This is a genomic window from Bradyrhizobium sp. UFLA05-125 (assembly GCF_059803515.1).
In genome coordinates this window covers 37,472-51,375 of sequence record NZ_JBANBJ010000005.1, presented here as the reverse complement: position 1 = coordinate 51,375, position 13,904 = coordinate 37,472, and the positions used below count along the sequence as shown (strand labels likewise).

9 protein-coding genes and 1 riboswitch are annotated in these 13,904 nt (G+C 64.5%); of the genes, 5 read left to right on the top strand and 4 right to left on the bottom strand.

Going from position 1 to position 13,904, the window contains the following annotated elements:
• Positions 1–16 precede the first annotated feature (16 nt).
• Together SO156_RS07870 and SO156_RS07865 are read right to left on the bottom strand one after the other, a co-directional pair.
• Complete coding sequence (locus SO156_RS07870; RefSeq protein WP_498534404.1) at positions 17–1,639, bottom strand: tetratricopeptide repeat protein; 1,623 nt, start codon at positions 1,637–1,639, stop codon at positions 17–19.
• A 152-nt stretch (positions 1,640–1,791) separates the two neighbouring features.
• Positions 1,792–2,988 carry a TrmJ/YjtD family RNA methyltransferase gene (locus SO156_RS07865; protein WP_498534403.1) on the bottom strand — a complete coding sequence of 399 codons (1,197 nt, stop codon included), beginning with the start codon at positions 2,986–2,988 and terminating at the stop codon, positions 1,792–1,794.
• 338 nt (positions 2,989–3,326) lie between these two features.
• On the opposite strand from SO156_RS07865, the gene SO156_RS07860 reads away from it, so the two are divergent.
• Complete coding sequence (locus SO156_RS07860) at positions 3,327–4,541, top strand: NADP-dependent isocitrate dehydrogenase (RefSeq protein WP_498534402.1); 1,215 nt, start codon at positions 3,327–3,329, stop codon at positions 4,539–4,541.
• 97 nt (positions 4,542–4,638) lie between these two features.
• Positions 4,639–5,136 carry a DUF3455 domain-containing protein gene (locus tag SO156_RS07855; RefSeq protein ID WP_498534401.1) on the top strand — a complete coding sequence of 166 codons (498 nt, stop codon included), beginning with the start codon at positions 4,639–4,641 and terminating at the stop codon, positions 5,134–5,136.
• 4 nt (positions 5,137–5,140) lie between these two features.
• Here SO156_RS07855 and SO156_RS07850 read toward each other — a convergent pair whose 3' ends face one another.
• Both SO156_RS07850 and alaS read right to left on the bottom strand, forming a co-directional pair.
• Positions 5,141–6,367, bottom strand: coding sequence for a cyclic nucleotide-gated ion channel (locus SO156_RS07850; RefSeq protein WP_498534400.1), 1,227 nt, complete (start codon positions 6,365–6,367; stop codon positions 5,141–5,143).
• Between the two features lie 5 nt (positions 6,368–6,372).
• Positions 6,373–9,051 carry an alanine--tRNA ligase gene (gene alaS / locus SO156_RS07845; RefSeq protein ID WP_458147121.1) on the bottom strand — a complete coding sequence of 893 codons (2,679 nt, stop codon included), beginning with the start codon at positions 9,049–9,051 and terminating at the stop codon, positions 6,373–6,375.
• Positions 9,052–9,258: 207 nt separating this feature from the next.
• Positions 9,259–9,349, top strand: a riboswitch (glycine riboswitch).
• 143 nt (positions 9,350–9,492) lie between these two features.
• Between alaS and gcvT the strand changes: the two genes are divergently transcribed.
• From gcvT to gcvP, 3 genes are read left to right on the top strand one after another with little or no spacing between them, the layout of a single operon-like run.
• Positions 9,493–10,641: a glycine cleavage system aminomethyltransferase GcvT gene (gene gcvT, locus SO156_RS07840; RefSeq protein WP_458147120.1), complete on the top strand. Its 1,149-nt coding sequence runs from the start codon at positions 9,493–9,495 to the stop codon at positions 10,639–10,641.
• A gap of 9 nt (positions 10,642–10,650) precedes the next feature.
• Entirely contained in the window at positions 10,651–11,019 is a 369-nt protein-coding gene (gene gcvH / locus SO156_RS07835; protein ID WP_284273791.1) for a glycine cleavage system protein GcvH, read from the top strand.
• 13 nt (positions 11,020–11,032) lie between these two features.
• Positions 11,033–13,900, top strand: coding sequence for an aminomethyl-transferring glycine dehydrogenase (gcvP, locus tag SO156_RS07830; RefSeq protein WP_498534510.1), 2,868 nt, complete (start codon positions 11,033–11,035; stop codon positions 13,898–13,900).
• Positions 13,901–13,904 lie beyond the last annotated feature (4 nt).

The window sequence follows — 13,904 nt, the reverse complement described above, 5'->3', positions numbered from 1 at the left end:
ACGTGCCAATCGGCTGTCAGGGATTCGCGCTCAGGCCCTTCAGTTCGACAGTGGCGGCCTGACTTTCGATGAAGGTCTTCGGACAATCAGCCGCCGCTAGCTCAAACAATGGCCGCGCCTCTTCCTTTGAGCCGCGCTGCAAGGCGAACTCGGCGGCATAAAAATTCGCCTCGCAGACCTGCTCCTTTTTCTTCCTGGGGTCGGCATCGTCGGCAGCGCCGCGCACTTGCTGCGGCGTCATCGTGCCAAGAAAGAGGTTGACGATCGGCGCGGGCCATTTGGTCGCATCCAGTTGCTTTACATCTTCGCTGAGCCGGCTCGGTTGGTCGCTGCGCTTTGCGACGATTTCGCGCCACACGACCGGATAGGCGCCTTTTGGATCAAGCTGGATCGCCTGATCCAGGTCGGTCAACGATTTGGCGAATGAAGCACTCTGCCAATAAACCCTCGCACGATGAAAGTAGGCGCGCGCATTCTTGGTATCGAGTTGCAGGAGTTGATCGTAGTCCGCGATCGCGCGGCCGAAGTCCCCCTTGGTTTTGTACGCGTTGCCGCGAAGCGATATTGCATCCTTATCTTTGGGATTGAGGCGGATCGCCTCATGATAGTCTGCGATAGCGCGGTCAAGGTCCCCTTTTGCGTAGTAGGCTGCTCCCCGAGCGCGGAGCGCAGGGCCATCTGAGGCAGATACAACGGACTCACCATCGACGGACGCAGAAGCTGGGTCACCGTCTTGACCTTGAATCTGAGTCTTCCGATCGGGGGATCCTTCATCCTGATGTGCCAGCTGCATCGCCTGGGTGTAATCGGCAATGGCGCGGTCATAGTCGCCCTTTCGAGCATAGGCGACACCGCGACAGACGTAGACAGATCGGCTTCGTGGGTTCAGCTCGATGATCCGGTCATAGTCGGCCATAGCGCGGTCGAACTCGCCCAGCTGAAGAAAGGATTCGGCGCGGAAGTAGTAAAAATTCTCGTTCCTTGGCTTGATCTGGATGGTTTGATCGAGTTCGGCCAATGCGCGCTCTTTGTCACCCTTGGCGAAGTAAACCCGGCCGCGGCACAACTGGCCACCGCCGGTTTGCGGGCTGATCTCGACCGCTCGGTCACAGTCGGCCATGGCACGACCCGGGTCTCCATTGCGGATGTAAGCGAGGCCCCTGTCGACATGCGCTTTGACATTGTCCGGATGGATCAGAAGGGCCTGATCATAGTCGGCGATAGCGCGGACGAAGTCGCGTCTCGCCAAGTGGACTTGGGCTCGTCCAAGATATGCATAGGTACTCTTGGGATCGAGCTCGATCACCTTGTCGTAGTCAGACAGCGCGGCCTCGGGCTCTTGCTTCTGGATATGCGCAGAAGCCCGATAGAGTCGGGCGTTCAGATTGTTCGGATAGTGTTCGATGATCTGGTCGTAGTCGGCGATCGCACGGTCGACCTCACCTTTCTGGCGATAGAACATGGCGCGGCGGAGATGCGCCATGACAACACCTTGCTGCATCGCCGTCGCCGACTCGATAACAGCCGTGCATCCCGCGATCCGGTCATCGACACTGAAATTTCCGACCGCGTTGCACTTGGCGGTCAAGGGCATTTCCGCGCGGGCGGTCGATATTTCGAGCAAGGTCGTCAGCGCCAAAGCGCTTGCGCCTCCTGCCGCACAGACGAGTGCGCGGCCTGTCATTCCAAACATGCAGTCCCCAACTCAATTCCCAGGGACCATATTAGCAACCAACGACACTCCTGCACAGCCCTTGGTTGCGGCGCTCGCAAACCGCGGCGCGCCCAAAGCTATGTCGGCTGCGCCATCATATCTTGCAGTCGCACCAGCTCCGCTTCCAAATCCCGCTCCACATCCACCGCCTTGATCTCGATCACCCGATAGTCCCTCGCCTCGAGCCACGCCCGCCTTGCCGCTCGGTCCGCCGCGATGGTCTCGCCCTCGCCCGGATTGACCAGCTCGATCGCAAGCCGGTGCACGAAGGAAACGAAGTCCGGGATGTGACGGCCGACCGGCGTCTGGCGCTTGAACTGGCCGGCGAAGCGACGATCGCGGGTCAGGGCCTGCCAGAGCAGGCGTTCGGCGTCGGTCGGGTTGCGACGAAGCAGGCGCGCGAGCCCGCGCACGGTGCTGCCGCTGTCGGGCGCCGCGCCCTGGCCGTGCTCGGCGAGCAGCGCGCGCAGCCGCGTCGCCTGCTCGCCGTCGAGCACGCCGCCCTTGGCCGGGCCCTTGCGCCCTTCAGCGATCGCCATCACCACGCCGTGCAGGGTGTGCATGTCCTGCTTGGTCGGCTCCATGCGGGTGAAGATGTTGCGCAAATTGACCAGCATGGTGTCGCGCTTCTCGGCCGGGCGCAGGAATTCGACGCGGTCGAGCTCGCGCACGAGGTTATCGAAGAAGGCCTGGATCTGGTGCTGCGAGGCGCGCTCCGAGCGCTCCGGCATGCCGTGCGGCAAGGCGCCCTCCGTCGCCCGCTTGAACCATTCGTAGCCGACCAGCAGCACCGCCTGCGCGAGATTCAGCGAGGCGAAGCCCGGATTGACCGGGAAGGTGACCACCCGGTTGGCGAGCGCGACCTCCTCGTTGGTCAGCCCCCAGCGCTCGCGGCCAAAGAGAATGCCGGCCTTTCCGCCGGTGGCGAGATGGCCGGCGATCTCGGTCGTCGCCGCTTCAGGGCCGACCACTGGCTTCGCCTGGTCATGGGCCCGGGCGGAGGTGGCGAACAGCAGGTCGAGGTCGGAGACAGCCTGTTCGACGGTATCGAACAGCTCGACCCGCTCCAGGATATGGTCGGCGCCGGCCGCGGCGCGCTGGGCGGCGATGTTGGGCCAGCCGTCGCGCGGCTTGACGATGCGTAAACGGCTCAGGGCGAAGTTGCCCATGGCGCGGGCCGCCATGCCGATGTTCTCGCCGAGCTGCGGCTCGACCAGGATCACGATGGGACCGTCGAGGGCGAGGCCCGCCTTGCTCTTGTCAGTCCCCGACATCTCGTTTTGCTTTCACGCTGGTTCTCAAGGCCTTGGAGAGGCTGCCTTAGGAATTGATTCAAGCCGGCCACCGGCCGGCTCCGCCGATTGCGCCTCGTTTGCCTGTCCTGACGGAATTCTCAAGCGAAATAACAGGGTTAGATTCGACTATTGAATCTCGCCCGAAACTTCAGCGCCATCCCGGACCGCAGCGCCGCTGCGGCTCCCCATCTTAAGGATGCTGGATGGGCTAAAAGTGCATAATCCCTTGGCTTTCGCCCGCCGCTTCCCGGTGCTATGAGGCGGCGGATATTCCCGTTGGCGCCGCCTGGCGCCGTTCCCAAGAGGCTTCCCCGATCATGGCAAAAATCAAGGTGTCCAACCCCGTCGTCGAACTCGATGGCGACGAGATGACCCGGATCATCTGGCAGTACATCAAGGACAAGCTGATCAACCCGTTCCTCGATGTCCAGCTGCTCTATTTCGACCTGGGGATGGAGCACCGCGATCAGACCAACGATCAGGTGACGATCGACGCCGCCGAGGCGATCAAGAAGGTCGGCGTCGGCGTGAAGTGCGCCACCATCACCCCGGACGAGGCCCGGGTGAAGGAGTTCAACCTCAAGCAGATGTGGAAGTCGCCGAACGGCACGATCCGCAACATCCTCGGCGGCGTGATCTTCCGCGAGCCGATCATCTGCAAGAACGTGCCGCGTCTCGTTCCCGGCTGGACCAAGCCGATCATCATCGGCCGCCATGCCTATGGCGACCAGTACCGCGCCACCGACATCAAGTTCCCGGGCAAGGGCACGTTGTCGCTGAAGTTCGTCGGCGAGGACGGCACCGTGATCGAAAAGGAGGTCTTCAAGGCCCCCGGCGCCGGCGTCGCCATGGAGATGTACAATCTCGACGACTCCATCATCGACTTCGCCCGCGCCTCGTTCAACTACGGGCTGATGCGCAACTACCCGGTCTATCTCTCGACCAAGAACACGATTCTGAAGGTCTATGACGGCCGCTTCAAGGACATCTTCCAGGACGTCTTCGACCGCGAGTTCAAGAAGGAATTCGACGCCAAGGGCCTGACCTACGAGCACCGCCTGATCGACGACATGGTAGCTTCGGCGCTGAAGTGGTCCGGCGGCTACGTCTGGGCCTGTAAGAACTACGACGGCGACGTGCAGTCCGACACGGTGGCGCAGGGCTACGGCTCGCTCGGCCTGATGACCTCGGTCCTGCTCACGCCCGACGGCAAGACGGTCGAAGCCGAAGCCGCCCACGGCACGGTGACCCGCCACTACCGCGAGCACCAGAAGGGCAAGGAGACCTCGACCAACTCGATCGCATCGATCTTCGCCTGGACCCGTGGCCTCGCCCACCGCGCCAAGCTTGACAACAACCCGGAGCTGGCGAAGTTTGCGGCCACTCTGGAGAAGGTTTGCGTCGACACCGTCGAAGACGGCTACATGACCAAGGACCTCGCGCTCCTCGTCGGCGCCGACCAGCGCTGGCTCTCCACCACCGGCTTCCTCGACAAGGTCGCCGAGAACCTCGCGAAGGCGCTTGCGGCCTAGGCGCTGTCCGCATTTTCGCCTGAGTGACATTCGACAGCATCCTGGGCCGCGCTCAGCGCGGCCCTTCATTTTGACGCCCATTGCCCGGAGACCGACCATGTCCACCAAGCTCGCCGTCCCCACTTTGCTGCTCTCGGCCCTGATCGGACCGGCCGCAGCCGCGGAGCTCCCCGAGGCGATCGCCGCCCCCGGTGAGACCGTCGTGCTCAACGTCCACGCCGAGGGCGCGCAGGTTTATGAGTGCAAGGCTGGGACCGACGGCAAGCTCGCCTGGGCCTTCCGCGAGCCGATCGCGACTCTGCTTTCCGACGGCAAGACAATCGGCCGCCACTATGCAGGCCCCAACTGGGAGCACGCCGACGGCAGTGCCGTGGTCGGCAAGGCCATCGGCAACGCGCCAGGCGCAACCGCAGGCGATATCCCCTGGCTGAAGCTGGACGTTGCCTCGCGCCGCGGCAGCGGCGTTCTCACGCCCGTCACCACCGTCCAGCGCATCAACACCCATGGCGGCAAGCTCGACGGCGCATGCGAGAAGGCCGGCGAGTTCAAGAGCGCGCCCTACTCGGCCGATTACGTCTTCCTGCGCAAGGGCTGATCGCTCAGCGGTCGGTGTGCTCCTGCTCCGCCTGCGCGATCTCAGTCGCCGCGAGGTCGCCCGTCTCTTCGAGCCGCGCCTTGGCCGTCTTGTGCACATGCGCGGCGAGCGTCGGCATACGTTCGATCAGGGCATGAAAATGTTGGGCGTCGAGCACCAGAAGGCGGGTCTTGCGCGTGGCGGTCACCGTGCCGCTGCGTTTGGTTTTGTGCAGCAGTGCGATCTCGCCGAAGAAAGTGCCGTCGGCAAGCCGCACGCGCTGGCTCGGGAGTGAAATCTCGACCTCGCCTGCGGTGATGAAATACATCGACGAGGCGACATCGCCGCGGCGAACCAGGATCTCGCCCTGCTCGATGGTGCGGGCCCGCAGGAGCCGCATGATGTCCGCGATCTCTGATGCCGAAAGGGGCGAGAACAACGGCACGCGCGCGAGCATGCCCCAGGTGACGACGAAATCGCGCCGCTTCACCTCTTCGGCAAAGGCGCTCGAGATGATCGCGACCGGCAACGCGATCATGGCAAAGCCGCTGATGATGGCGAACACCGAGACGAACTTGCCGAGTGGCGTCACCGGCACGACGTCGCCATAGCCGACCGTGCCGAGCGTCACGATCGCCCACCACATCGCCTGCGGGATGGTGCCGAGCTTCTCCGGCTGAACCTCGCGCTCGATGGCGTAGAGGAGTGAGGCGAAGGTGAGCACCACGCCGATCAGGATGACAATGCATCCGATCAAGGCGCGCCGTTCGGCATGGACGGCTGCAAACAGCGAGCGCATCGCCGGCGAATAGCGGATCAGCTTGAAGAACGGCAGCACGCCGAGCGCAGCCAGCGTCGCGTGCCGGCCGGTGGCCAGCACGATCGCTGCGGGCAGGAACGCCATGAGATCGATGATGCCGAGCGCAGAGAAGACGTAGGACAACCGGTCGGCAAGCGCCGACCCCTTGCCCTGCGTATGGCCCGCGACCGTCCATAGCCGCGCCGCGTATTCCAGCGCGAACACCATCACTGAGAAGATGGCGACCGCCGAGAACAGCGGGTCGAATTGCGCATCCAGATCCGGCACCGAGGCAAGCGTCATTGCCACGACGTCGAGCACGATGACGGCAATGATCACCTGGATGAAGCGCGACCCGGCGGAATAGGCCAGCGGATCGTGCTCCAGAAGCTCATAGAGGCGATCCCTCAAATTGGGATCGCGCAGCCCACGTCCTCGCGGAACGAGGCGCACGGTGTCTACGCGCCGACCATGGCTTTTTCGATCGCCGAGAGCGCCGCCGCTGCATTGGCGCCGTCGGGCCCGCCAGCCTGCGCCATGTCAGGCCGGCCGCCGCCACCCTTGCCACCGAGCGCTTCGGAGGCGACGCGAACCAGATTGACGGCATTGAAGCGCGAAGTCAGGTCGGCGGTGACGCCGACCACGACGCCCGCCTTGCCGTCCTCGGTGACGCCGACGATCGCGACCACGCCGGAGCCGATCTGCTTCTTGCCGTCGTCGGCAAGGCTCTTGAGATCCTTCATCTCGATGCCTTCGACCGCACGCGCCATCAGCTTAACGTCGCCGACCTCGCGCACGCCTGCGGCAGCGCCATTGCCGGACGATGCGCCCCCGCCCATCGCGAGCTTCTTGCGGGCGTCGGACAATTCGCGCTCGAGCTTCTTGCGCTCGTCCATCAGTGCGGTGATGCGCGCCGGAACGTCCTCGAGCGAGGTGCGCAGCTCGGCGGCTGCGGTCTTCGCCAGCGCCATGGTGTCGTTGGCGTGCTTGCGCGCATGACGCCCCGTGAGCGCCTCGATACGGCGCACGCCGGAGGCGACCGCGCTCTCGCTCGTCAGCGTGATCAGGCCGATATCGCCGGTGCGCTTGACATGGGTGCCGCCGCAGAGCTCGACCGACCAGCCGAGCGCGTTGGCGCCGTGTTCGCGCGCGGTCTTGCCCATCGAGACGACGCGGACCTCGTCGCCATATTTCTCGCCGAACAGCGCACGCGCACCGGCTTCGCGAGCCTCATCCACGCCCATGACGCGGGTCGTGACCTCGTCATTCTCCAGCACCACGTCATTGGCGATGTCCTCGACGCGGGCGAGCTCCTCCGGTGTGATCGGCTTCGGATGCACGAAGTCGAAGCGCAGGCGATCGGGCGCGACCAGCGAGCCGCGCTGCGCAATGTGGTCGCCGAGCACCTGGCGCAGCGCCTCGTGAAGGAGATGCGTCGCGGAGTGATGCGCGCGGATCGAGGAGCGGCGCGCGTGGTCCACCTCGAGCTGAAGCGCAGTGCCGGCCTTCAGCGTGCCCTGCTCCACCGTGCCGATATGCACGAAGAGATCGCCAAGCTTTTTCTGCGTGTCGGTAACGCGGAATTTGATCCCGCCCTCGCCGACCATGACGCCGGTGTCGCCGACCTGGCCGCCGGACTCCGCATAGAACGGCGTCTGGTTGAGCACGATCGAACCAGTCTCGCCGGCCTTGAGAGTATCGATTTCCTTGCCGTCCTTGACCAGCGCCGCGACGACGCCTTCGGCGCTCTCGGTCTCATAGCCAAGGAATTCGGTGGCACCGAGTTTTTCGCGCAGCGGAAACCAGATCGCCTCAGAAGCGGCCTCGCCGGAGCCCGCCCAGGACGCCCGCGCCTTCTCGCGCTGGCGTTCCATCGCATCGGTGAAGGCGGACTGGTCGACACTGATGCCGCGCGACTTCAGCGCGTCCTGCGTGAGGTCGAGCGGGAAACCGTAGGTGTCGTAGAGCGTGAAGGCGACGTCGCCGTCGAACATGTCGCCCTTCTTCAAGGACGCGCTCTTCTCGTCGAGAATCGCAAGGCCGCGCGCCAGCGTCTTGCGGAAGCGAGTCTCTTCCAGCCGCAGCGTTTCCTCGATCAGCTTTTCCGCGCGCACCAGTTCCGGATAGGCCTGGCCCATCTCGCGGACCAGCGCCCAGACGAGGCGATGCATCAGCGGCTCTTTCGCGCCCAGGAGCTGCGCATGGCGCATCGCGCGGCGCATGATCCGGCGCAGCACGTAGCCGCGGCCCTCGTTCGAGGGCAGCACGCCGTCAGAGACGAGGAAGGCCGAGGAGCGCAGATGATCGGCGATGACCCGGAACGAGGCCACCGTCTGCTCATTCGGTCCGCTGCCGAGCGCGGACGCGGTCGCATCGATCAGCTGACGGAAGAGATCGGTCTCGAACACGCTGTCGACGCCCTGGAGGATGCAGGCCATGCGCTCCAGGCCCATGCCGGTGTCGATCGAGGGACGCGGCAACGGCTGGCGCTCCTCCTTCGTCACCTGCTCGAACTGCATGAACACGAGATTCCAGAATTCGAGGAAGCGATCACCATCCTCTTCCGGGCTGCCCGGAGGTCCTCCCCAGATGTGCTCGCCGCGATCGATGAAGATCTCCGAGCACGGGCCACACGGGCCGGTATCGCCCATCGCCCAGAAATTGTCCGAGGTCGGAATACGGATGATGCGATCGTCCGAGAAGCCCGCGATCTTCTTCCAGAGGCCAGCCGCTTCGTCGTCAGTGTGATAGACGGTGACGAGCAGCTTGTCCTTCTTCAGCCCGAAATCCTTGGTGATCAGATTCCAGGCGAGCTCGATCGCGCGCTCCTTGAAGTAGTCGCCGAAGGAGAAGTTGCCGAGCATCTCGAAGAAGGTGAGATGGCGTGCGGTGTAGCCGACATTGTCGAGGTCGTTGTGCTTGCCGCCAGCACGCACGCATTTCTGCGAGGTGGTGGCGCGCTGATAGGGGCGCTTCTCGACGCCCGTGAAGACGTTCTTGAACTGCACCATGCCGGCATTGGTGAACATCAGCGTCGGGTCGTTGCGCGGCACCAATGGCGAGGACGGCACGATCTCGTGGCCGTTCTTGGCAAAGAAGTTCAGAAAGGTCGACCTGATCTCGTTGACGCCGCTCATGTTCATCCAATCGGGTGTGGTCCCGCCCAAACCTGAATTAAGGCTGATATCTGCGGGCGATAGCGCTTTTAGACAAGGTGAGCTGCCCTGTCCAGAAACTGTGCAGAGAGATCAGAGGGTTGCCGCAGGCGCGCAATCCTCGTTGATAGCTGTTGCAGGCGCGTTGACAGGCTTGGCCGGCCTGTGTTCTGTACCTACCTGTATCGTACGGCCACGTCGGGAGAGACCGGCTTCAGGTAGCCGGCGCCGAAGGAGCAACCGCCCCGGAAACTCTCAGGCAAAAGGACCGCGTGGCTTTGACAGCATCTGGAAAGAGGCGCTGACGGGCATTGATGCCCGGGTGGCACCCGCCGACGGGATAATACTCTCAGGCACAGCGACAGATGGGGCTTCGACTGGTTTTTCGGGGAATCCTCCCCGGGAACCGCGAGGGCCCCTGTGATGCTTGCGCGCGACGACCAAAACTCCCTCAGACGCACCCCCCTTTACGCCCTGCATGTGTCCCTTGGCGGCAAGATGGTGCCGTTCGCGGGCTATGAGATGCCCGTGCAGTACCCTGCGGGCGTCCTGAAAGAGCACCTGCATACCCGCAGCTCCGCCGGCCTTTTCGACGTATCCCATATGGGCCAGATCGCGCTCCGGCCGAAGTCCGGCAAGGTCGAGGACGCGGCCCGCGCGCTGGAGCGGCTGGTGCCGCAGGACATCGTGGCGCTCGCGCCGGGGCGGCAGCGCTATGCCCAGTTCACCAATCCGGACGGCGGCATCCTCGACGATTTGATGGTCGCCAATTTCGGCGACCACCTGTTCCTGGTCGTCAACGCCGCCTGCAAGGCCGAGGACGAGGCGCATCTGCGCGCGCGGCTCTCCGATGGCTGCATCATCGAGTCGCTGAGCGACCGCGCGCTGATCGCGCTTCAGGGTCCGAAGGCCGAAGCCGTGCTGGCGAAACTTTGTGCAGAGGCGCCGTCCATGAAGTTCATGGACGCCGGCCCGCGCAAGGTCGATGGCATCGACTGCTTCGTGTCGCGCTCGGGCTATACCGGCGAGGACGGGTTCGAGATCTCGGTTCCCGCAGGCGATGCCGAACGCCTCGCCAAGGCGCTGCTCGCAAATTCCGACGTGCTGCCGATCGGCCTCGGCGCCCGTGACAGCTTGCGGCTCGAAGCCGGGCTTTGCCTTTACGGCCACGACATCGACACCGCGACCACGCCGGTCGAGGCCGCGCTGGAGTGGTCGGTGCAAAAGAGCCGCCGCACCGGTGGCGCCCGCGCCGGCGGTTTTCCGGGAGCGCAAAAGATCCTCGCCCATTTCGATCAGGGCGCATCGCGCCGCCGCGTCGGGCTGCGGGCCGAAGGTCGCGCGCCGGTGCGCGAGGGCGCGCTGTTGTTTGCGGACGCGACGTCGAGCGAAGCGATCGGCACCGTCACCTCCGGCAGTTTTGGCCCGAGCCTGAATGCACCGGTGGCGATGGGCTATGCGCCGACCGCACAGAGCGCGCTCGGCACAAAGCTCTTTGCCGAAGTGCGCGGCCAGCGGCTGCCGCTCACCGTCGCCGCCATGCCATTCGTGAAAAACACCTACAAACGCTGAGGACAGAGAATGACCACGACGCTGTACACCTCCGACCATGAATGGCTTGATATCGACGGCGATGTCGCAACCGTCGGGATCACCGATTACGCCCAGCAGCAGCTCGGCGATGTCGTGTTCGTCGAGCTGCCCAAGGTTGGCCGCGCGCTGAAGAAGACGGAGGCTGCGGCCGTGGTCGAGTCCGTGAAGGCCGCGTCCGACGTCTATGCGCCGATCTCGGGCGAAGTGCTCGAGGTCAATCAGGCGGTCGTCGACGAGCCGGCGCTGGTCAATTCGGACGCCGCAGGCAAGGCCTGGTTCTTCAAGATCAAAATTGCCGACAAAAGCGAGCTCGGCGGCCTCATGGATGAAGCCGCCTACAAGGCGCATACGGCGTAAGCGAGGACCAATGATGACCGCGCACCGCAAATCCAACGGCGACACCGCCGCTTCTTTCGTTCGCCGCCACATCGGCCCCTCCGCGCGCGATGTCGCGGCGATGCTGGACACCGTCGGCGCGAAAAGCGTGGACGCGCTGATGGCGGAGACGCTGCCGGCCTCGATCCGGCAGGCAGCCCCCCTCGATCTCGGCAGGCCCTTGAGCGAGACCGAAGCGATCGCGCATATGGGCGAGCTCGCGGCCCAGAACCAGGTCTTCACCTCGCTGATCGGCCAAGGCTATTCCGGCACCATTTTGCCGGCGGTGATCCAGCGCAACATTTTGGAAAATCCCGCCTGGTACACGGCGTATACACCCTACCAGCCCGAGATCAGCCAGGGCCGGCTGGAAGCGCTGTTCAACTTCCAGACCATGATCTGCGATCTCACCGGGCTCGACGTTGCCAATGCCTCGCTGCTCGATGAGGCAACGGCTGCGGCGGAAGCCATGGCGCTCGCGGAGCGGCACTCGCAGGTGAAAGCGCAAGCCTTCTTCGTCGACAAGGACGTGCATCCGCAGACGCTCGCGGTGATGCGCACCCGCGCCGAACCCCTGGGCTGGAACCTGATCGTCGGCGATCCCCTCACCGATCTCGACAAGGCAAACGTGCTTGGCGCGCTGCTGCAGTATCCCGGCAGCTCGGGTGCGGTCCGCGACCTGCGGCCGGCCATTGCGACGCTGCGCGCCAAGGGCGCGCTCGCGATCGTTGCGGCCGATCTGCTGGCGCTCACGCTGCTCGCCTCGCCCGGCGAGCTGGGGGCGGATATCGCGATCGGCTCGGCGCAGCGCTTTGGCGTGCCGATGGGGTATGGCGGTCCGCACGCGGCTTATATGGCGGTGCGCGATGCGCTGAAGCGCTCGCTGCCCGGCCGCATCGTCGGCCTGTCCGTGGATTCGCGCGGCGCGCCGGCCTACCGCCTCGCGCTCCAGACCCGCGAGCAGCATATCCGCCGCGAGAAGGCGACCTCCAACATCTGCACCGCGCAGGTGCTGCTGGCCGTGATCGCCTCGATGTACGCCGTCTATCACGGCCCCGAAGGCCTCTCGCAGATCGCACGCACTGTTCATCGCCGCGCCGCCGTGCTGGCCGCAGGCCTGCGCAAGCTCGGCTTCGCGCCACGGTCTGAAAACTTCTTCGACACCGTCAGCGTGGACGTCGGTACAAAGCGCGACGAGATCGTCGCGCGCGCGACGGCCGAGACAATCAATCTCGGCCTCGATATTTGCGCCCTGCGCATCGCGATCGACGAGACCACGACGCCCGCAACCATCGAGGCGGTCTGGCGCGCGTTTGGCGGCAAGCTCTCCTATGCCGAGATCGACGCGACGACGCGCGAGGCGCTTCCTGACGCGTTGAGGCGGACGACGCCCTTCCTCACCCATCCGGTGTTCCACGTGCACCGTTCGGAGACCGAGATGCTGCGCTACATGCGCAAGCTTTCGGACCGCGACCTCGCGCTCGACCGCGCCATGATCCCGCTGGGGTCCTGCACCATGAAGCTGAACGCGACTACCGAGATGATGCCGTTGACCTGGCCGGAGTTTTCCAGCCTGCATCCGTTCGCGCCAAACGAGCAGGCAAAAGGCTATCACGCGCTGTTCGCGCGGCTGGAAAAATGGCTGTGCGACATCACAGGCTATGACGCGATCTCGCTCCAGCCGAACTCCGGCGCGCAGGGCGAATATGCCGGGCTGCTCGCGATCCGGGGTTATCACGCTGCACGTGGCGAAAGCCACCGCAAGGTCTGCCTGATCCCCTCCTCCGCGCACGGCACCAATCCGGCTTCGGCCGCGATGGTCGGCATGGAAGTGGTCGTCGTCGCCTGCGAGAAGAACGGCGACGTCGACGTCAATGATCTTCGCGCCAAGGCCGAGAAGCACTCGAACGATCTCGCCGCTGTGATGATCACCTATCCCTCGACCCATGGCGTGTTCGAGGAGCATATCCGCGAGATCTGCGACATCGTGCATGGCCACGGCGGCCAGGTCTATCTCGACGGCGCCAATTTGAATGCGCAGGTCGGCCTGTCGCGGCCCGGTGACTATGGCGCCGATGTCAGCCATCTCAATTTGCACAAGACTTTCTGCATCCCGCATGGCGGCGGCGGCCCGGGCATGGGCCCGATCGGCGTGAAGGCGCATCTTGCGCCATTCCTGCCTGGACATCCCTCAACCAATCCGAATGCGACGGTCGGCCCGGTCTCGGCCGCGCCGTTCGGCTCGGCTTCGATCCTGACCATCTCCTACATCTACATCCTGATGATGGGCGGCGAAGGCTTGAAGCGTGCGACCGAGATCGCGATCCTCAACGCCAACTATGTCGCGGCGCGTTTGGACGCGCATTTCACGGTGCTCTACAAGAACGCAAAGGGCCGGGTCGCGCACGAATGCATCATCGATCCGCGCCCGCTGAAGGCGACCAGCGGCGTCACGGTCGACGACATCGCCAAGCGGCTGATCGACTACGGCTTCCATGCTCCTACCATGAGCTTCCCGGTCCCGGGCACGCTGATGATCGAACCGACCGAGTCGGAATCGAAAGCGGAGCTCGACCGCTTCTGCGACGCCATGATCACGATCCGGAAAGAAGTCGCCGAGGTCGAGGCCGGCCGCTTCAAGATCGAAGCGTCACCGCTGCGCAACGCCCCGCACACCGTGCACGATATCGCCGACGACGATTGGAAGCGTGCCTATACCCGCACTGAGGGCTGCTTCCCCAACGGCGTCTCACGCACCGACAAATACTGGTGCCCGGTGGGCCGCGTTGACAACGTCTATGGCGACCGCAACCTCGTTTGCTCGTGCCCGCCGGTGAGCGATTACGCGCAGGCGGCGGAGTGAGGCT

Coding starts and splice junctions, on each gene's coding strand:
- gcvP (WP_498534510.1), top strand. CDS start 11,033: ATGACCGCGCACCGCAAATCCAACGGCGACACCGCCGCTTCTTTCGTT.
- SO156_RS07855 (WP_498534401.1), top strand. CDS start 4,639: ATGTCCACCAAGCTCGCCGTCCCCACTTTGCTGCTCTCGGCCCTGATC.
- SO156_RS07860 (WP_498534402.1), top strand. CDS start 3,327: ATGGCAAAAATCAAGGTGTCCAACCCCGTCGTCGAACTCGATGGCGAC.
- gcvH (WP_284273791.1), top strand. CDS start 10,651: ATGACCACGACGCTGTACACCTCCGACCATGAATGGCTTGATATCGAC.
- alaS (WP_458147121.1), bottom strand. CDS start 9,051: ATGAGCGGCGTCAACGAGATCAGGTCGACCTTTCTGAACTTCTTTGCC.
- SO156_RS07865 (WP_498534403.1), bottom strand. CDS start 2,988: ATGTCGGGGACTGACAAGAGCAAGGCGGGCCTCGCCCTCGACGGTCCC.
- gcvT (WP_458147120.1), top strand. CDS start 9,493: ATGCTTGCGCGCGACGACCAAAACTCCCTCAGACGCACCCCCCTTTAC.